The following is a 17,969-nucleotide window of genomic DNA, read 5'->3' as shown; positions in this document are numbered from 1 at the left end:
GTCATTAGAGCGAAAAAGCCAGCCAAACTGTTTTTATTATTCATGAATAACGAATAATCTTGATGGTCGGGAATGTCATTACAGTGAGGTCGATAGAAAATGGATCGCATTCAGGCCATGCAGATTTTTATACGCGTTGCGGAAGCCGGAAGTTTCATCCACGCCGCACAAACACTGTCTTTGCCGGCCTCAACGGTGACGAGCACGATTAAAAATCTCGAAAAACATCTGCAGGTGCGGTTGCTGAACAGAACAACGCGGCGGGTCAACCTGACGCCAGAAGGTGCACAGTATCTGGCGAGTTGCCGTGAAATACTCGCGTTGATTGCGCATACAGAGTCTAGCCTGACGGACGCCATACAACGACCGCAAGGGCGTCTGCGGGTTGATATGCCCGCAGGGATTGCTCACGCGGTGATTACGCCGAATCTGAAAGATTTTCGCCGACGCTACCCGGATATCTATCTGATGATAGGCGTTAGCGATCGTCAGGTAGACCTCATTCAGGAGGGTGTGGATTGTGTGATACGCACCGGCGATCTGAGTGATTCAACATTGATAGCCCGTCCGCTTGGGAAGTTAACCTGGGTAACCTGTGCATCACCAGCGTATCTGCACGCAAAGGGGACGCCGCTCACCCCTGATGATCTGTCCCACCATCAGGTTATTCATTATTTCTCGGGAAACGCCAGGCGCGCGAATGAAATGCGCTTTGTTCGCGGTCATGAAAGCAAAATTGTTCAGGTTAACGGCGTGGTGGCAGTGAATGAAACCGGCCTTTATATAAAGATGTGTCTTGACGGATATGGGCTGGCGCAGCTAGCGAAAAGCGTGGTATCCCGCTATCTGCAGGACAAAAGGCTGATTGAAGTGCTGGAGGATTGGCGACCTGCTGGCGTGCCGGTGACGTTGCTTTATCCACATCACCGTTTCGTTTCGCCAGCACTACGCGCATTCACTGACTGGGTTGCTGAACTGTTCCGCAACGAGATGCCTGAACAGTGCTCAACGTCCTGACAATCCGCTTCGCACTGTGAGTTCAACAAGGCGATGCCACGCGAAGTCAGTACACCGTCGATCACAAGCCCGAACGACCAACGTACCAGCATCACTCCGTCAATTATCATCGCCGCAGAAGAAAATCACGCCAGCCGTCAGGCCGCAGAAAAAGTGGCCGCACATGTCGAAGGGCTGCTGCGCAACCGGATTATTATTCATGGCCTGTCGGTATCGGTGGCGTTATATTCGTTGATTCCGGGGGATGAGCTTATTAATTAATTTTTTTTAGCGTGATGTGCTGCCAGATTTACTGCACTCGAATTATTTCAGGTATATCGTTCGCCTTATCCAGATACTGGCCGCTATTTTTAGATGGCAATAGATAAATACCGCTGCCAGAACCGGTTCGTTTTTTCTTCATTTTCTCTGAGGAGGCTATTTTGCTAAAATTCATTTAAAAATGATGACGGATTACTTTTATCTTTCACGCAAAAAACCTGTAACTTACACACCTTACCATGATGATTGGTATTGAAATAAATCATCGCTACGTTTAGCTTTTATCATAAAGCCTTCCCATCACGATGGTGTTATAATATTCCCCATCAGAAAGTATTTTATCACTCCTCAACACACCTTCTATCTCAAACCCAAATTTTTTATATAAAGCAATCGCTGTCGTATTAGTTTCCAGAACATTCAGTGTTATTTTTTTTATTTTATTCTTATCAGCCCAGTCAATAGACTCCTTCAAAAGATTGCTTCCCACACCATATCCCCAGAACGCTTTAAGCACACAAACCCCAAACTCCACTTTATGCGAGAACCGTTTGAGGTTCACCCCTTCACACCGTGAAAAGCCAACAAGATGGTTATTCACGATAACCACCAAAAATAAGTTTCTGGTACTTTCCGTATCTGCACGAATGAGTTTTTCAAATCCTGACTCGTCAATAAATCCCTCGCCAGATTCTCTGTCCAGATTTTCTGTTTCTCCATCAATCTTCAGTCTTAATTGGGATAATACTTTCGCATCAGCTTCAACGGCTGATCTAATCGTATAGCGCAATCCCTTCGCTACGTGTTCTTTATGACTAATAACCATCATCACCTCATGGCACGTAAAACAGCATCCAATACAATGTCATCGCACCCCTGGCATCAAAAGGCACGGCTATCTTGCTTCATAGACACTTATCTTCATAACCACGTTTTCAATAAAAGGATAGTACAGTCATCCGCTTTTTTATTCGTGATTACTCGTCCTCATCCCCACTTTTACGGCTACTCAGCCCATATTCCCGCAATTTGTTGGCGATGGCGGTGTGAGAGACGCCAAGCCGTTTGGCCAGCTTACGGGTACTCGGGTAAGTCTGGTAAAGGCGGGTTAATACCGAACGTTCAAAGCGCTTGCTGATATCGTCGAGCGAGCCTTCCAGTAAATCGTCATTGTGGGTAATTTCCGGCTGAAAGGCCGGTAAATCGATATCGTGCAGGCGCAGTTCGCCACCGTCCATTTGCGCCAGCGCGCGATAGATGGTGTTTTTCAACTGCCGCACGTTGCCCGGCCAGCCATACTGCGGCAGTAGGTTGCGCACTTCCTGAGCGATAGGCGGACGCGTCATGCCTTGCTCATCAGCAAAGCGGGCGACGAACAGCTCAACCAACGGCATGACATCCGCCGGGCACTCCCGCAGCGGCGGCAGTTGCAACGTCAGCACATTCAGACGGTAGTAGAGGTCTTCACGGAACAGGCCACGCTGCACCAGGTCGAGCAAATTTTTCTGTGTCGCGCAGATAACCCGCACATCCACATGCACCTCATGCTCTTCCCCTACCCGGCGAAACGTCCCGTCGTTGAGGAAACGCAGCAGTTTAGTCTGCATCTGCGGTGACATTTCGCCCACTTCATCCAGCAGTACCGAACCGCCGTTCGCCTGCTCAAAGAAGCCTTTCTTGCCTTCCAGCGCGTTGGGGTACGCGCCCGGCGCATGGCCGTAAAGCTCGCTTTCCATCACGTCATCTGGCAAGGCAGCGCAGTTGAGCGCCAAAAACGGTTTTTTACCGCGGCTACTGCGCAGATGGCAGGCGCGGGCCAGCATATCCTTGCCGGTGCCGGTTTCGCCTACCAGTAACAACGGCGCATCCAGCATCGCCAGCTTGCGTGCCTGTTCCACCACCTGCCGCATGCGTGGGCTCACTGCCACGATATGATCGAACTCGCGCTCATCGTTAACGGGGGTATCCTGTAACTGGCGGCCCATGCGTGCAGCAGATTTCAGCGTCACCAGCGCGCCGACGACAGTAGGTTTCCCTTTATCGTCTTCCAGGTGAACCGGGGTGACTTCCTGCAGGAAATCCTGACCGCGTAGCACCACGCGGGTGGTTTCCGGCTGGCCGCCCTGCTCTTGCCAGCGGGTGATAGGGGAATCATTGAGCAACTGGCTGATGGTCAATGTACGGGCTTTTTCCTGCGTCAGCTCAAACAGGCTAAGGGCTGCCGCGTTGATAAGCTCCACTTTTCCTTTCAGGTCACATGATAAAACTGGCTCAGGCATCGACTCCAGCAACGCATTCAGCGCCCGATGCTCCCGTTCGGATGGCATAAACGCCACGGTACGCACATCACTGACCCCCGCGATGCGGCGAATTTCCGTCATCAGTTCGCGGAATGTGTCAAAACCGAGGGTGGTGAAATTGAGGTAGATACGACCCGCAGGATCAATTTCAATACCGCGCAGGTCGATATGCCGCAATACCAGCAGATCCAGCAATTCACGAGTCAGACCAATGCGGTCTTCACAAAATACTTCCAGACGCATCAATAAAACCTTCTTCTATCAGGTGCGGCAGGGACGAGAGCTGCATCATACCCTTTCACCGCCACCGGATGAAGTGGGGTGTCAGCAAAAGTTGACACCCCGGCAAGTGAATTTCAAGTTTACTTCGCCTTTTCCTCTTCAGGAAACGGTGTTGTCAACATGGAGACCATAATCCGGATGCCATCGATATAGTTGCCGATGCGCATATTTTCATCAGCGCCATACGAACTGTTATCCGCATTCACCAGTGAGACCACCGCAAACGCGTTTTTCAGCGCGGCCAATGCGCCGTTAATCGGCGGCGAGACCCCCAGCATGCGGTTTTTCTCCGGCTCCCCTTTTACCGGTGCCTTCACGCCGTCTATCGCCCATTTCGCCAGTGGCGACGCCATCTGGGTGCGCACCGCAAAGGAACTGCCTGACGAGGTCATCATGCTCATGGAGATAAGCCGGGCATTATGATTACGTTCCTGTAACGAGGGCGAATCCGAACGAACCACGTAGAACCCTTTCGACACCACGTATTTTTTCAGCAGGTCATACAGATAATCTGGCGATGTTTCAGGCACAGTACGGATATTGATACTGGCGGTCGCGGTTGAGGGAATAGCGTACACCGCCTTACGGCCGGTATCGCCCGCCCGGAACCCAATCACATCCAGCGATGGGTACTGCACGGCTTCCACCGGGTTGGGTGCCATTTTCTCCAGTTGGGTTACCCCATAACGGCTTTCGATAGTGCCCGGCTGCGGAGCCTGCGCGGCCAGTTGCTTATGCTCGTCGTCGGTTAATTTGACCCGGTCATAGAAACCGGGCAAGGTCACCCGTCCATCGGCGTCTTTAAGCCCGGCCAGCAATGTCGCCATCTGTTGCACCGGGTTAATAATCACATTACCGAACGCACCGCTGTGCGCAGCCGGGTCCGGGCCAAAGACCGTCATATCGACCTGTATCGACCCGCGATAACCGAAGGTGATCACCGGTTTGTTATTGGTGTTCACCGCGCCATTGAAAATCACTACGCCGTCGTTTTTAAGCCGGGCCGCATTCTGGTTGACCACCGCCGTCAGGTGCGGCGACCCGCGCTCCTCTTCAGAGTCGAGTAACACCTTGATATTTACCGTCGGCGTTATGCGTGCGCTTTTAATCGCATCCACTGCTGTCAGGAACATCGAGATAACGCCTTTCCCATCCGATGCGGACCGCCCAAAAACACGCCACTCCGGATCCAACCCCGGTTGCGTCAGCCGATCATTGGGCTGCGGCATCCAGATTCCGCGAGAATCTTTAATTTTCAACGTGGGTTTCCAGGGGTCAGACGTCCAGTCAGAGGCGCTGGCTGATTGGCCGTCAAAGTGCATCAGAAACAACACCGTCGGGCGATTGGGCTGGATAGGCCCCCACTCCGCATACAACATCGGGTGTGCGCCATTAGCCAATTGCTGGGTGGTGAATCCGCGCTTTTGAAACACCTTATCCAGCCAATTGAGGTTACGCTGAATATCAGCGGCGACATCGGTATCGTTACTGAGCGTCAGGCCCTCAAGATATTCGGGAAAGCTGGCCTTAGCGAAATTCAGGCCTTCAGTGGGCGTCATGACCCACTGTTGAGCCTGAGCAGAGCCTGCCAGCGCCAACGCACCAAGCACGCTGACCAACAGGCGTTTTTTGCCACGAAACATTATCAGTATCCTTCCAGCCAGAGGAAAAAAAGAACATCCATCTTCTGGTTATCGGCAGCATCGAACATCGTGTGAGCGATTTGCCTGCCGGGTTACCCGTTACCCGTCATACTTCGAGTTGCAGGTGTGTTGGCTGCGTTCGTTCACCCGAATCACTTACTTAAGTAAGCTCATCGGGATTCACTCTCTTGCCGCCTTCCTGCAACTCGAATTATTTAGGGTACAAATCCATCAGGTTGCCGCACAATGGCAACCTGATGGATAACAAGTATAGATAAACATGCTTCGTGGCAACGCGGGCTACATCAAAACCCGGTTGTTTTTAGGCGGTATTCTTCATAACGGATGGGCAACGGCATCTCCACCCCCTCAGATATTTTCCAGCCGAACGCCACGAGTTCGCGGACCAAATACCCCAACGGTGACCACCACGGTTAACATGCTGATAATGATAAACGCCAGCACGCCACTGGTATCGTAGTGCTGTAAAATCAACCCGATGACCAGGCTACTGAACGCGGTAGACAGACGGCTGAACGAGTAGCAAAAGCCCACGCCGCGAGCGCGAATCGCAGTGGGAAAAACCTCGGTCTGGTAGGCATGATAGCTGATGGTCAGCCAGGCGTTGGAGTAAGCGACCAGAAACCCGCAGACAATCAACCACAGCGGTTGGGTCTGAAAGGCAAACAGGGTACCGCATACCACGGTCATCAGTGACGACAACACAATGTGCCATTTATTTTCGAGTTTCCCGATATACCAGCAGCACAGTAGCGACCCGAGCGGATAGGCAAGCGTAATAAAAAAGGCGTACAACAAACTGTGGGTGACGGTGGCTCCCTGCCCTGCCAACAGCGTCGGCAGCCAGTTACCGAAACCGAAAAAACCGATGGCCTGAAACACATTCATCACCATCAGCATCAGGGTTCGGCGTCGGTAACGCGGCGACCAGATATCACGAAAGCGACCACGTGACGGGGAGGTGATGACCGACTGCGACGGCGTCAACGCTTCCCCCGGCTGTACACCGCAACGGTGTTCCATCGCCGTCATCACCTGCTCGGCTTCCCGATAACGCCCGCGTGACAGCAGCCAGCGCGCCGACTCCATCAGATTGCGCCGCAACAACCACACCACCAGCGAACATAGTGCGCCGATAATCACCACATAACGCCAGCCAGACAGCCCCCAGAACTGGTGCGGCACCAGCCACCACGACATCAGCGCCACCGCAGGTACCGAGAGGAATTGCATGAAGAATGCCAACGCAAACGCCCGGTTGCGCAGGTGGGTCGGCATCCATTCAGACAGGTAGGTATCGATGGTCACCAGTTCCACCCCCAACCCAATGCCGACCAAAAAGCGACACAGGATCACCCCTTGTACCTGATGCTGGAACGCCATCAACAACGAGAACGCGCCGTACCACGCCAGCGCAAACATGAATGCGCTGCGACGCCCCAGTTTGTCAGCCTGCGGAGCCAGCACACTGGCCCCGACGAACAAGCCAAGGAAGGTGACGCACGCGAAAGTCGCCTGATCCGATACCCCGAGGAGTCCTGCCTGACCGGCATGAAAGATATTCTCGTTCATCAGACCGGTGCTGATATACGCCGTCTGAAACAGGTCGTAGAGTTCAAAGAACCCCCCCAGCGACAGCAGGATGATGAAGCGCCATAACCCCCACGACGGGGGCAAGGCGTCAATACGTGCCGCCAGTATATGGAGCGGAAGTGGATGATTGACCGTATAAACCGTCGGCGCACTGCGTTCAGTAAAGCTGGTGTCCATGGCTTGCCCCTGATTGATGATATACCCTTCATACTTCAAGTTGCAGGTGTGTTGGCTGCGCTCGTTCACCCGAATCACTTACCTGAGTAAGCTCATCGGGATTCACTCTCTTGCCGCCTTCCTGCAACTCGAATTATTTTGGGTATAGGTTATCGATAATCACGTTCCGGCAAACCATAGCGGTAATAATCATCATTTATTACTGCTTATAAATGGAATTATTTTCAGAATATGACGGTATGACCAGGCGGTAACAGGCGGCCTCACCCGTTTACTAGAATAATCGATAGGTTATCACCATTATTACCCCAAATGGCGATATATCTGGTTACATCATGCACAACCTGTGGAGGGAAGTCAGTGGGTTGTACCAGGGGTTATTCCCCTGGTGACGACGGTGTTTTTACCCGCATCCGGCCAATCAGTTCGCGCCGGAAATCGCCCAATCGGGGTTTATCATCCAGCCACGGCAATGGGCGACATAACTCCATGGCGCGGATCCCCAGTCGTGCGGTCAGCAACCCAGCCCCCAGCCCTTGCGCGGCACGTGCCGACAGGCGAGCCGCCAGATCCTGTGACATCCAATCCATGCCGATTTCCCGCACCAGTTCACTGGCACCGGCAAACGCCACATTCAGCAGCACCAGTCGGAACAGGCGAATCCGGCTGAAATAACCCAGCTCGATGCCATACAACCGGGCGATACGATTAACCAATCGCAGATTGCGCCAGGCAATGAACGCCATATCCACCAGCGCCAACGGGCTGACGGCAATCATCAGGGCGGACTCGGCGGCGGAACGGCTAATCTCACGACGCGCCTGCGCATCCAGCACCGGTTGAACCAGACGCGCGTATAACTCCGTCACCTCGCGGTCGTTGTGGGTATCCTGCAGCGACGCCTGCCAGCGTTGCAGCGCTGGATGCCCGGCCTCAAGTCCGGCCTGACGGGCCAGATGTTCGCAAAACGCCCGGGCTTGCCCGGTGCTGTGACTGTTAAGCAACGCCCGTGCCCGGTCTCGGGTTTCCGCCCGCTGGCGCAGCCGGTACAGCCGACGCCACTCCACCGCCAGCGACCCGACACCCGCGCCAACAATCAGAATACCGGCGGCCACAGCGCCAAGCGCAATCCAGTCCTGGCCGACCCACGCCTGATACAGCGCACGTCCACCCTGCGCCAGCGCACTCAGGCCGAACAACGCCACACCGACCCCCAGCATGCGTCGCCACAGACTACGACGTGGGCGCAACGCATCACTGACCACCTGCTCCGCCCCTTCGCCGTCATCGGTCTGCGCATCGTCAACGGCGACGGTCGGCGCGAAATGGCGGGCGTCACCGTCATCAAAGGCAACCGAGGGTCGCAACGATGCCGCCGCTGGTTCAATCGGCGTATCGTCAAAGGTGATGCGAGGCTTTAGCGGTTCACTCATCGCAATTTATCTCCCAGTAAAAATTCCATCACCGTATCCATACGAATATGCGGCAGCGGCAGGTCCATCTGCATCTCTTGTGGACGGAACGGTTCGAAATGGAACCCCTGCTCACGCCAGAAGGACGGGTCCGGTAACCGTGCCGGGACGTCACCCGGATACAGGGTAATAGGCTCACCGTCCGCCAGCCGGTTGCCGCGCAAAGCAGGCAACGATTGTCCCTGATGCGACACCACGCCGCTTTGCGTCGCCTGCACGGCCGCAATACCAGCACAGTCGATCTCGATGCCCTCGAACGCCACATTGCGCCAGGCTTCCTGCACCAGTTGCTGCAACAGCGACACCAGATTGGCGTGCTGGTCGGCGGTAATATGGTCAGACTGGCTGGCGGCGAACATCAGCCGGTCGATACACGGCGAAAATAACCGGCGCAACAGCGTGCGCTTACCGTAATGAAAACTCTGCATCAGTTGAGTCAGCGCCAGTCGCATGTCGTTAAACGACTGCACGCCATGATTGAGCGATTGCAGGCAATCCACCAGTACGATTTGCCGGTCAAAGCGGACAAAGTGCTGGCGATAGAACTCACGCACCACATGCTGGCAGTAGTATTCAAAGCGGCGGCGCAACATCCCGATCACCGTGTGTTCGCCTGCCTGCGCCAGCGCAGCATCCAGTCGTTCGTCGGGCTGAGGCCAGGGGAAAAACTGCAATACCGGCGCACCGGCCAGATCGCCCGGCAACACAAAACGCCCCGGCTGAATGAAATGCAAGCCTTCCTGCTTACAGCGCAACAGGTAGTCGGTGTACGCCTGGGCGATCGCCGCCAGTTGGTTTTCATCGGCGGGGGCCAGCGGGTCAAGCCCTTCACACAACGCCAGAAAGGGCTGTGCCCAGCGTAGTCTGTCCCCCTGCAACAGGGTGGACATCTGCCGGGACCAGTCGGCGTAGCTTTGCTCCAGCAGCGGTAAATCCAACAGCCATTCACCGGGATAATCGACGATTTCCAGATACAGCGTGGCGGTATCACGAAAGTGACGCAACAGGCTGTCGCGGGAGCGGTAGCGCAGCGCCAGTCGGATTTCACTCACCCCACGCGTCGGCGTCGGCCAGGCAGGCGGCACGCCGTATAACGACGCCATGCCTTCGTCATACGCAAACCGGGGAATAGCCAAATCCCGCTGCGGAATACGACGAGCCCCCAACAAGCGGTTTTCGCGCACCACCGAAAACAGCGGCAACCGCGCGCCATGCTGCGCGTTCAACAGTTGATTAACCAGTGAGGTAATAAACGCCGTTTTGCCGCTGCGGCTCAGGCCAGTAACGGCCAGCCGCAGGTGACGATCGGCGCTGCGATTGACCAGCGCGCTGAACTCGTTCTGTAAGCGGTTAACATGATGGGAATAAGCCATGACACTCCTGTTGGTTGTCCTGTCACATGATCGTCCTGCCATATCCGGCCACCGTCGCGTTGCCTGTCAATTACGGAAAACAGCACACACGCAAACCGCATACCCACAAACAATAATGCGACGGTGCAAAAAACGGTGAGCAGAATTCGATGCCTGCGCCACGAATCCTGCTCAGAAGATCAGGCCAGCCGGGTGGCTGGCAGCGCGATTACAGTTGGCGAAACTTACTGCGCACGCCGTAGGTTTCTGACGTGATATAGCGTTCGATATGGCGTAAGCGTTGTTCGCTGGCGCTCAATATCGCATCGGCTTGATCGAGCAACGTCTGCGGTGAAGCCTCATCACGTGTCGTCGTGTATGCCTCCGGCGGCGCGGGTTCCAGTACGAAACTGAGAACGATATAAGCGATGACCGTAATCAGAAACAGACCGAAAAAAATCGACAGCACGGCAATAAAACGCACCAGTTTTACCGGCACATCGAAATAGCGCGCCAGCCCGGCACACACGCCTTTAATCATGCCCTCTTCCGGCAGCAGGTAAAGTTTTCGCTCGGCACGGGTGTTCATCAGGATTGTCTCCAGTTGGGATGTTCCGCATCCAGAATCTGTTCCAGCGCCTCAATCCGTTCGCGCATGCGCTGTGCGTCTTGCGTTAACCGGGTCAGCCGCTGCATTTCAGCCTGATCCCACTGAGGCGCACGGCGGCGCTGACTGTAATGCAGCCACAACCACAGCGGTGCGACAAACAGCAGAAACACCGTCAGGGGAATCATTGTCATTACCAGAGCACCCATTTTTTCTCCTTAATTATTATGGTGATGCAGCCTGGCTGCCGCCGAAACGGCAACCAGTAATCATTATTCCGCCGGTTTGACTTTCGCTTTCAGCGCAGCCAGTTGCGCATCGATCTCGTCGCTGGTTTTCAGCTCGGCAAACTGTTGATCCAACGATTTTTGTTTACCCAGCCCCACGCTTTCCGCTTCCGCCTCCAGGGTATCGATACGGCGTTCAAACTGCTCGAAGCGCGCCATCGCTTCATCCAGTTTACCGCTATCCAACTGGCGACGAATATCACGGGATGAACTGGCGGCCTGATGGCGTAATGTCAGCGCCTGTTGACGGGCGCGGGTTTCGGTCAGTTTATTTTCCAGCTCGCCAATTTCGCGTTTCAGGCGATCCAGCGTTTCTTCAACCGCCGCACCCTCTTGCTCCAGTACCGTGACCAGTTCCGTCAGCTTCTGTTTTTCTACCAGCGCCGCTCGCGCCAGGTCTTCACGCTCGCGCCGTAACGCCAGCTCGGCTTTTTCCTGCCACTCCTGCTGCTGGCTGCGCGCCTGTTCAATACGGCGAGCCAGTTGTTTCTTTTCCGCCAATGCCCGGGCGGAGGTAGAACGCACTTCAACCAGTGTATCTTCCATTTCCTGAATCATCAGCCGCACCAGTTTTTGCGGGTCTTCAGCCTTATCCAGCAAGGCATTGATATTGGCGTTCACGATGTCGGCAAAACGGGAAAAAATACCCATACTCTACTCCTCAATGATTTCCGGCGTCTGCGACGCCCGGTTCGTTATCTCCATCAGCCGTTGCCTGATGACATCCTGACATAATCAAATACTGTGCCAGTTTTTAAAATCGTCATAATTGCATGATAAATAATGTGTTATTGATTTCGATATACAATAGACGCGTGCTTTGCTATGGTCAAATTGACCAACAAGTGGTGAAAAAAACAAGGCGATATCATGACGCATGGACAGGATTCGTTACTGGGCGAGGCCAACAGTTTTCTGGAGGTGCTGGAGCAGGTGTCCCAACTGGCGCAGCTCAATAAACCGGTGCTGGTGATTGGCGAACGCGGCACCGGTAAAGAACTGATTGCCAGCCGTCTGCATTACCTTTCTCCCCGTTGGCAGGGGCCGTTTATTTCACTTAACTGCGCCGCCCTGAACGACAACCTGCTGGATTCCGAACTGTTCGGCCATGAAGCCGGGGCATTTACCGGCGCACAAAAACGTCATCTGGGCCGTTTTGAGCGTGCCGACGGCGGAACCCTGTTTCTGGATGAACTGGCGACCGCGCCGATGCTGGTGCAGGAAAAGCTGTTGCGGGTGATTGAATACGGCGTACTCGAACGTGTGGGCGGCGGGCAACCGCTACAGGTGGATGTCCGACTGGTGTGCGCCACCAACGAAGACCTGCCCGCGCTGGCGGCACAGGGCAGGTTCCGCGCCGACCTGCTTGACAGGCTGGCGTTCGATGTAGTTCACCTGCCGCCACTGCGCCAACGCCAGCAAGACATCATGCTGCTGGCACAGCATTTCGCGGTACAGATGTGCCGGGAATTGGGCTTGCCGCTGTTTCCCGGCTTCAGCCCACAGGCGGAACGTACCCTGCTGGACTACAGCTGGCCGGGCAATATCCGCGAGCTAAAAAACGTAGTGGAACGCTCGCTGTACCGCCATGGTGCCAACCCGGACGCGGTGGACAGCATTATCCTTAACCCGTTTACGCCACTGGCTCCCCCCGCACCGGCGCTCGACTCGCCACATGCGGGGGCGACGGGCTTACCCACGCTGCCGTTGAATCTGCGTGACTGGCAGCACCATCAGGAGCGACAACTGGTAGAGCGGGCGCTCGTTCAGGCGCAGTTTAACCAGCGTAAAGCCGCCGGGTTGCTGACACTCACTTACCATCAGTTTCGCGGCCTGCTGAAAAAGCACGAGATCGGTGCCAGTGACTAACCGCGGCCTGCAAAGCCCCACCGCCGCAATCACTGCCCCCGGCAATAAAACCGGGGGCAGTGCGCGTTACCACTCGTCAAACGGGTCGACCAAATCCTGCCAGCTCTCCACGCCGCCCAGCAGTTCCTCATCCGTGAGCAGGCAGACATTCAGTTGGGCGGTAATCCACGCCTGATCCAGATGTTGGCCAATAAACACGATTTCCTGTCGCATATCGCCGAACGGCTCCTGCCATTTCTCCTGAATCGCCGCCAGGGTTTCTTCGTCCTGCGGCCAGCGCTCTGGTGCGACCGCTTTCCAGAACAGACCGGCCAGCCCGTAGCGCAAAATCCCCCCAGCCTGATGCCAGGACCCGGCCTCGAACGGACGGCTCGCCAGCCAGAAAAACCCTTTGGAGCGCAGCAAACGACCCGGTCCCCACTCCTCGCGGCTCAGGAAGTCATAGAAGCGCTGGGGGTGAAACGGCCTGCGTGCCTGATAGACAAAGTTACCGATGCCATACTCTTCGGTTTCCGGTGTATGGCTACCGCGTAGCTCCTGTAGCCAGCCCGGCGTCATGGCCGCCGTTTGCATATTAAAACGCCCGGTATTTAACACTTCGTCCATCGGCACCTGCCCGTGGGCAATCGGCAGAATTCGCGCGGAGGGATTGAGTGTGTGGAGAATAGCGATCACTTCATCACGCTGGCTGTCGGTCATTTCATCGGTTTTACTGACCAGCAGCACATCACAAAACTCAATTTGTTCAATCAGCAGGTCGGCGACACTGCGAACATCGTCGTCTCCCAGGCTCTGCCCCACCGATTGCAGACTTTCCGCCGCCTGATACTGCGCCAGAAAGCTGGCACCATCCACCACGGTGACCATCGTATCCAACCGGGCGAACTCAGACAGACATTGCCCTTGTTCGTCTTCAAACGTAAACGTCTCTGCCACTGGCAACGGCTCGGAAATGCCGCTGGACTCGATCAACAGATAATCGTAACGCCCGGTGCGAGCCAGTTCACGTACCGCCACCAGCAAATCTTCCCGCAGGGTACAGCAGATACAACCGTTACTCATCGACACCAGTTTTTCCTGACGGTGATCCAGCGTCACCTCCTGGTTAACCAAATCCGCGTCGATATTCACTTCACTCATGTCATTGACGATCACCGCGACCCGACGTCCCTGACGATTATTCAGAATATGGTTCAGCACCGTGGTTTTCCCGGCCCCTAAAAAGCCGGAGAGTACGGTAACGGGTAAAGGTTGCATGCAAGTGCTCCTGCTCAAAAATGATTGCCCGGCGACCGACTTAGCGCGAGTCACCGCTGGCTGCGCATACTACCACAAAATAGATATGTTATAACATAACAATTACGGGTGACGGATATGTGCTTTCCGTGGTGTACAAATACCTGCCAGCCGCTGCCGACAACCCCAGCAGTTTGTAGAAAAAACCGGCAGATAAGCGTAAGAAATTGGGTGGAATCACAGAGTGCGGTACACTCTGTGTATTGCCGATTGTCTGAAAAAAACCGTATGTCCGGAAAACACATTCTCATACTGGCGCTGGCCTGGCTGACACAGTCCTCTCTGGCACAGACGCCGACCGTCCCCGACGCGCCGGTGCCCCCTATCCGCCAGAGCGGTTTTGTCTATTGCGTCAACGACGTTCTCAACACTTTCAATCCCCAAATGGCGCGTAGCGGGCTGATGGTGGATACGCTGGCCGCGCAACTCTATGACCGTCTGCTGGGCGTTGACCCTTATACCTATCGGTTGATGCCGGAACTGGCGCAGCACTGGGAAGTCACCGACAACGGCGCGACCTACCGTTTCACCCTGCGTCGTGATGTGCCGTTCCAGAAGACCGCCTGGTTTACCCCCAGCCGGATGATGAACGCTGACGATGTGTTGTTCAGTTTCCAGCGCATGCTGGACAAAAAGCACCCGTTCCATGATGTCAACGGCGGCGAGTATCCTTACTTCGACAGTCTGCAACTGGCGGATAACATACAAAGCATCCGCAAGCTGGGCGATTACACCATCGAGTTCCGTCTGCAAAGCCCTGACGCCTCGTTCCTGTGGCATCTCGCCACCCACTATGCACCTATCCTGTCGGCGGAATACGCCCAGCAACTGACCCGTCAGGACCACCGGGAATTGCTTGACCGCCAACCGGTGGGGACTGGTCCTTACCGGCTGGAACAGTATCGCTACGGGCAGTACGTGCGGCTCAAACGCAACGATAACTACTGGCGCGGCGAACCACGTATGGAGCAGGTGGTTATCGACCTGGGTGCCGGTGGGACCGGTCGCCTGTCAAAGCTGTTGACAGGCGAGTGCGACGTGCTGGCCTACCCGGCCGCCAGCCAGTTAAGCATTCTGCGTAATGATCCTCGTTTGCGGCTATCGCTGCGACCGGGGATGAACGTCGCCTATCTGGCGTTTAACGTGCGAAAACCGCCGCTGGATGATGCTCGCGTGCGTCACGCCATCGCGCTGGCTATCAATAACGATCGTCTGATGCAGTCGATTTACTACGGCACTGCCGAAACCGCCGCCTCGATTCTGCCGCGCGCCTCCTGGGCTTACGACAATGAAGCGCAGATTTCCGAGTACAATCCGGATAAAGCGCGCCAGTTACTCAAAGAGTTGGGCATTCACGGCCTGCAATTGCAATTGTGGGTGCCGAGCGCGTCGCAGTCCTATAACCCCAGCCCGGTGAAAACCGCCGAACTGATTCAGGCTGACCTGGCGCAAATCGGCATTCGGGTAACCATCATGCCGGTAGAGGGCCGTTTTCAGGAAGCACGCCTGATGGAGATGAACCACGACCTGACGCTGGCCGGTTGGGCTACCGACAGTAACGACCCAGACAGTGTGTTCCGCCCGTTATTGAGCTGTGCCGCTATCCGCTCCCAAACCAACTATGCTCACTGGTGTGATCCCGATTTCGATCAGGTCTTGCAGGACGCGCTCTCTTCCCAGCAACTCTCCCGACGTATGGAGTACTACCGGGTCGCCCATCACATTCTGACCGAGCAGTTGCCGGTGCTACCACTGGCCTCATCGCTGCGGATGCAAGCCTACCGCTACGATATCAAAGGACTGGTGCTCAGTCCGTTTGGTAACGCCTCCTTCGCCGGTGTTTACCGTGAGGACGGCAGCGATGGCCATAAAGACAAACCGGATGAGCACGCCGTTGATCCGTCTTCCAACGCGCCGATCCAGGGGGAACAACCGTGATTATCTTTACCCTTCGTCGCTTGTTGTTGCTGCTGGTCACGCTGTTTCTGCTGTCGCTGATTGGCTTTAGTCTGCTGTATTACACCCCACACGCACCACTTAGCGGGGCGGCGCTGTTCGACGCCTATCGCTTTTATTTCGTCAGCCTGTTGCAGGGGGATTTTGGCGTTTCCAGTATTAACGGACAGCCGATTAGCGAGCAGTTGCGCGATATTTTGCCCGCGACCATCGAACTGTGCCTGCTGGCGTTTTGGCTGTCGCTGTTGGTGGGTATTCCACTCGGTATCACCACCGGCGTGTTGCAACACAAAGCCGCCGATCGGATGATTAGCGCGCTGGCACTGCTGGGCTTTTCATTGCCGGTATTCTGGCTGGCACTGTTAATGACCTTATTCTTTTCGCTGCATCTGGGCTGGTTGCCAGTTTCTGGTCGTTTCGACCTGCTTTACCCGGTACCGCCGGTGACCGGTTTTGCGCTGATCGATGCCTGGCTTTCCCATTCTCCCTACCGGGACGAGATGATCGCCAGCGCCATACAGCACATGATTCTGCCGGTGCTGGTGTTGTCTGTCGGCCCGACCACCGAAGTGATTCGCCTGATGCGTATCAGCACCACTGACATTGGCACCCAGAATTACATTAAAGCGGCGATTATCCGTGGGTTACCCCGCGCGACGGTCATCCGCCGTCACCTGTTGCATAACGCCCTGCCGCCGATCATTCCGCAACTGGGGCTGCAATTCTCCACCATGCTGACACTGGAGATGATTACCGAGGTGGTGTTTAACTGGCCGGGCCTTGGCCGCTGGCTGGTCAACGCCATCCGCCAGCAGGATTTTGCGGCGATTTCCGCCGGGGTGATGGTGGTCGGCGCGCTGGTGATCACCATCAACGTGCTGTCCGATATCTGGGGCGCCATGACAAACCCGCTGAAACATAAGGAATGGTATGCACTCCGATAACATCTACGGTGAAAAAGCGCTCCCCAGCCGCTGGGTCGACACCTGGACAGTCTTCCGGCAGGACCGGATGGCGATGGTGGGTTTTTACGGATTCCTGTTGCTGCTGGGGTTATGCCTGTTTGGCAACACGCTGGCGCCCTACGCGTTGGATCAACAATTTCTCGGTTACCAATTGCTGCCGCCGTCCTGGTCACGTTATGGCGAAGTGTCGTTTTTTCTCGGCACCGATGACCTGGGCCGCGACCTGCTGAGCCGCTTGCTGAGCGGCACCGCGCCGACCTTCGGCTCGGCGCTGCTGGTTACGCTGGCCGCCACGCTGGTCGGTATTGTGCTCGGCATGCTGGCGGGGGTCACCCACGGCCTGCGTTCTGCGGTACTCAACCATATTCTCGACCCGCTGCTGTCGATTCCCTCGTTGCTGCTGGCGATGGTGGTGATTGCGTTTATCGGCCCGCAACTGAGCCACGCCATGCTGGCGGTGTGGATGGCGCTGCTGCCGCGTATGGTGCGCACGATTTATTCCGCTGTGCACGACGAACTGGAAAAAGAGTACGTGACCGCTGCCCGGCTGGATGGTGCCTCCACACTCTACCTGCTCTGGTATGCCGTGGTGCCCAACATCCTGCCGATACTGGTCAGTGAAATTACCCGTGCGCTCTCCATCGCCATCCTGGATATCGCCGCACTCGGCTTTCTCAATCTCGGCGCGCAACTCCCCTCCACCGAATGGGGTGTACTGTTGGGTAATTCGCTGGAGCTGGTGTACACCGCGCCGTGGACGGTGATGCTGCCCGGTGCAGCCATTACTGTCAGCGTACTGATCGTTAATCTGCTGGGGGACGGCATTCGCCGCGCCCTGCTCGCTCAAACCGAATAGTGACGGAACTGCATC

At 55.6% G+C, this 17,969-nt stretch carries 16 protein-coding genes; 6 read left to right on the top strand and 10 right to left on the bottom strand.

What is annotated here, in order from left to right:
- Positions 1–99: 99 nt before the first annotated feature.
- Positions 100–1,017, top strand: a complete 918-nt coding sequence (locus FGI04_RS06395) for a LysR family transcriptional regulator (RefSeq protein ID WP_407336448.1) — start codon at positions 100–102, stop codon at positions 1,015–1,017.
- 33 nt (positions 1,018–1,050) lie between these two features.
- Positions 1,051–1,278, top strand: coding sequence for a GNAT family N-acetyltransferase (locus FGI04_RS06390; RefSeq protein ID WP_407336447.1), 228 nt, complete (start codon positions 1,051–1,053; stop codon positions 1,276–1,278).
- A gap of 274 nt (positions 1,279–1,552) precedes the next feature.
- Here the strand turns inward: FGI04_RS06390 and FGI04_RS06385 are convergent, their stop codons facing one another.
- The 9 genes from FGI04_RS06385 to pspA form a co-directional block, all read right to left on the bottom strand.
- Positions 1,553–2,107 carry a GNAT family N-acetyltransferase gene (locus FGI04_RS06385; protein WP_407336446.1) on the bottom strand — a complete coding sequence of 185 codons (555 nt, stop codon included), beginning with the start codon at positions 2,105–2,107 and terminating at the stop codon, positions 1,553–1,555.
- 148 nt (positions 2,108–2,255) lie between these two features.
- Entirely contained in the window at positions 2,256–3,821 is a 1,566-nt protein-coding gene (gene tyrR, locus FGI04_RS06380; RefSeq protein WP_407339947.1) for a transcriptional regulator TyrR, read from the bottom strand.
- 119 nt (positions 3,822–3,940) lie between these two features.
- Positions 3,941–5,503 carry a M20/M25/M40 family metallo-hydrolase gene (locus FGI04_RS06375; protein ID WP_342701093.1) on the bottom strand — a complete coding sequence of 521 codons (1,563 nt, stop codon included), beginning with the start codon at positions 5,501–5,503 and terminating at the stop codon, positions 3,941–3,943.
- A 369-nt stretch (positions 5,504–5,872) separates the two neighbouring features.
- Positions 5,873–7,294 (bottom strand): MFS transporter, encoded by a 1,422-nt coding sequence (locus FGI04_RS06370; protein ID WP_407336445.1) that lies wholly within the window; start codon positions 7,292–7,294, stop codon positions 5,873–5,875.
- Positions 7,295–7,671: 377 nt separating this feature from the next.
- The gene (locus FGI04_RS06365; RefSeq protein ID WP_407336444.1) at positions 7,672–8,727 is read right to left on the bottom strand and encodes a TIGR01620 family protein; all 1,056 of its coding nucleotides are present in this window, start codon (positions 8,725–8,727) and stop codon (positions 7,672–7,674) included.
- Entirely contained in the window at positions 8,724–10,139 is a 1,416-nt protein-coding gene (locus FGI04_RS06360; protein ID WP_407336443.1) for a YcjX family GTP-binding protein, read from the bottom strand. The genes FGI04_RS06365 and FGI04_RS06360 overlap by 4 nt, the downstream gene beginning before the upstream one ends.
- Positions 10,140–10,347: 208 nt before the next feature.
- Positions 10,348–10,707 (bottom strand): envelope stress response membrane protein PspC, encoded by a 360-nt coding sequence (gene pspC, locus FGI04_RS06355; protein ID WP_012884404.1) that lies wholly within the window; start codon positions 10,705–10,707, stop codon positions 10,348–10,350.
- The gene (pspB, locus tag FGI04_RS06350; protein ID WP_012884403.1) at positions 10,707–10,934 is read right to left on the bottom strand and encodes an envelope stress response membrane protein PspB; all 228 of its coding nucleotides are present in this window, start codon (positions 10,932–10,934) and stop codon (positions 10,707–10,709) included. Before pspB ends, pspC begins: the two co-directional genes overlap by 1 nt.
- 63 nt (positions 10,935–10,997) lie before the next feature.
- Positions 10,998–11,663 carry a phage shock protein PspA gene (gene pspA / locus FGI04_RS06345; RefSeq protein WP_016942465.1) on the bottom strand — a complete coding sequence of 222 codons (666 nt, stop codon included), beginning with the start codon at positions 11,661–11,663 and terminating at the stop codon, positions 10,998–11,000.
- Positions 11,664–11,882: 219 nt separating this feature from the next.
- Between pspA and pspF the strand changes: the two genes are divergently transcribed.
- Positions 11,883–12,881 carry a phage shock protein operon transcriptional activator gene (gene pspF, locus FGI04_RS06340; protein WP_407336442.1) on the top strand — a complete coding sequence of 333 codons (999 nt, stop codon included), beginning with the start codon at positions 11,883–11,885 and terminating at the stop codon, positions 12,879–12,881.
- 66 nt (positions 12,882–12,947) lie between these two features.
- On the opposite strand, the gene zigA is transcribed toward pspF, so the two are convergent.
- Positions 12,948–14,138, bottom strand: coding sequence for a zinc metallochaperone GTPase ZigA (gene zigA, locus FGI04_RS06335; protein ID WP_407336441.1), 1,191 nt, complete (start codon positions 14,136–14,138; stop codon positions 12,948–12,950).
- A 267-nt stretch (positions 14,139–14,405) separates the two neighbouring features.
- Between zigA and sapA the strand changes: the two genes are divergently transcribed.
- Genes sapA through sapC form a run of 3 tightly spaced genes read left to right on the top strand, consistent with a single transcriptional unit; the run spans position 14,406 to position 17,954 of the window.
- Entirely contained in the window at positions 14,406–16,115 is a 1,710-nt protein-coding gene (gene sapA, locus FGI04_RS06330) for an ABC transporter substrate-binding protein SapA (protein WP_342701101.1), read from the top strand.
- A complete protein-coding gene (gene sapB / locus FGI04_RS06325; RefSeq protein WP_407336440.1) occupies positions 16,112–17,077 on the top strand; it encodes a putrescine export ABC transporter permease SapB in 966 nt (321 codons plus the stop codon). The genes sapA and sapB overlap by 4 nt, the downstream gene beginning before the upstream one ends.
- The gene (gene sapC, locus FGI04_RS06320; protein WP_342701103.1) at positions 17,064–17,954 is read left to right on the top strand and encodes a putrescine export ABC transporter permease SapC; all 891 of its coding nucleotides are present in this window, start codon (positions 17,064–17,066) and stop codon (positions 17,952–17,954) included. Before sapB ends, sapC begins: the two co-directional genes overlap by 14 nt.
- The last annotated feature ends 15 nt before the right edge of the window (positions 17,955–17,969 follow it).

It is taken from the genome of Dickeya ananatis (assembly GCF_019464615.1).
Classification (GTDB): domain Bacteria; phylum Pseudomonadota; class Gammaproteobacteria; order Enterobacterales; family Enterobacteriaceae; genus Dickeya; species Dickeya oryzae.
The sequence above is the reverse complement of the archived record's forward strand: the minus strand, read 5'-3'. Positions and strand labels throughout refer to the sequence as shown.

Bases quoted from the DNA above. Each gene is read 5' to 3' on its own strand.
- FGI04_RS06370 (WP_407336445.1), bottom strand. From the start codon at position 7,294: ATGGACACCAGCTTTACTGAACGCAGTGCGCCGACGGTTTATACGGTC.
- sapA (WP_342701101.1), top strand. From the start codon at position 14,406: ATGTCCGGAAAACACATTCTCATACTGGCGCTGGCCTGGCTGACACAG.
- tyrR (WP_407339947.1), bottom strand. From the start codon at position 3,821: ATGCGTCTGGAAGTATTTTGTGAAGACCGCATTGGTCTGACTCGTGAA.
- pspA (WP_016942465.1), bottom strand. From the start codon at position 11,663: ATGGGTATTTTTTCCCGTTTTGCCGACATCGTGAACGCCAATATCAAT.
- FGI04_RS06375 (WP_342701093.1), bottom strand. From the start codon at position 5,503: ATGTTTCGTGGCAAAAAACGCCTGTTGGTCAGCGTGCTTGGTGCGTTG.
- FGI04_RS06365 (WP_407336444.1), bottom strand. From the start codon at position 8,727: ATGAGTGAACCGCTAAAGCCTCGCATCACCTTTGACGATACGCCGATT.
- pspF (WP_407336442.1), top strand. From the start codon at position 11,883: ATGACGCATGGACAGGATTCGTTACTGGGCGAGGCCAACAGTTTTCTG.
- FGI04_RS06385 (WP_407336446.1), bottom strand. From the start codon at position 2,107: ATGATGGTTATTAGTCATAAAGAACACGTAGCGAAGGGATTGCGCTAT.
- zigA (WP_407336441.1), bottom strand. From the start codon at position 14,138: ATGCAACCTTTACCCGTTACCGTACTCTCCGGCTTTTTAGGGGCCGGG.
- pspB (WP_012884403.1), bottom strand. From the start codon at position 10,934: ATGGGTGCTCTGGTAATGACAATGATTCCCCTGACGGTGTTTCTGCTG.
- sapC (WP_342701103.1), top strand. From the start codon at position 17,064: ATGCACTCCGATAACATCTACGGTGAAAAAGCGCTCCCCAGCCGCTGG.
- pspC (WP_012884404.1), bottom strand. From the start codon at position 10,707: ATGAACACCCGTGCCGAGCGAAAACTTTACCTGCTGCCGGAAGAGGGC.
- FGI04_RS06360 (WP_407336443.1), bottom strand. From the start codon at position 10,139: ATGGCTTATTCCCATCATGTTAACCGCTTACAGAACGAGTTCAGCGCG.
- FGI04_RS06390 (WP_407336447.1), top strand. From the start codon at position 1,051: ATGCCACGCGAAGTCAGTACACCGTCGATCACAAGCCCGAACGACCAA.
- FGI04_RS06395 (WP_407336448.1), top strand. From the start codon at position 100: ATGGATCGCATTCAGGCCATGCAGATTTTTATACGCGTTGCGGAAGCC.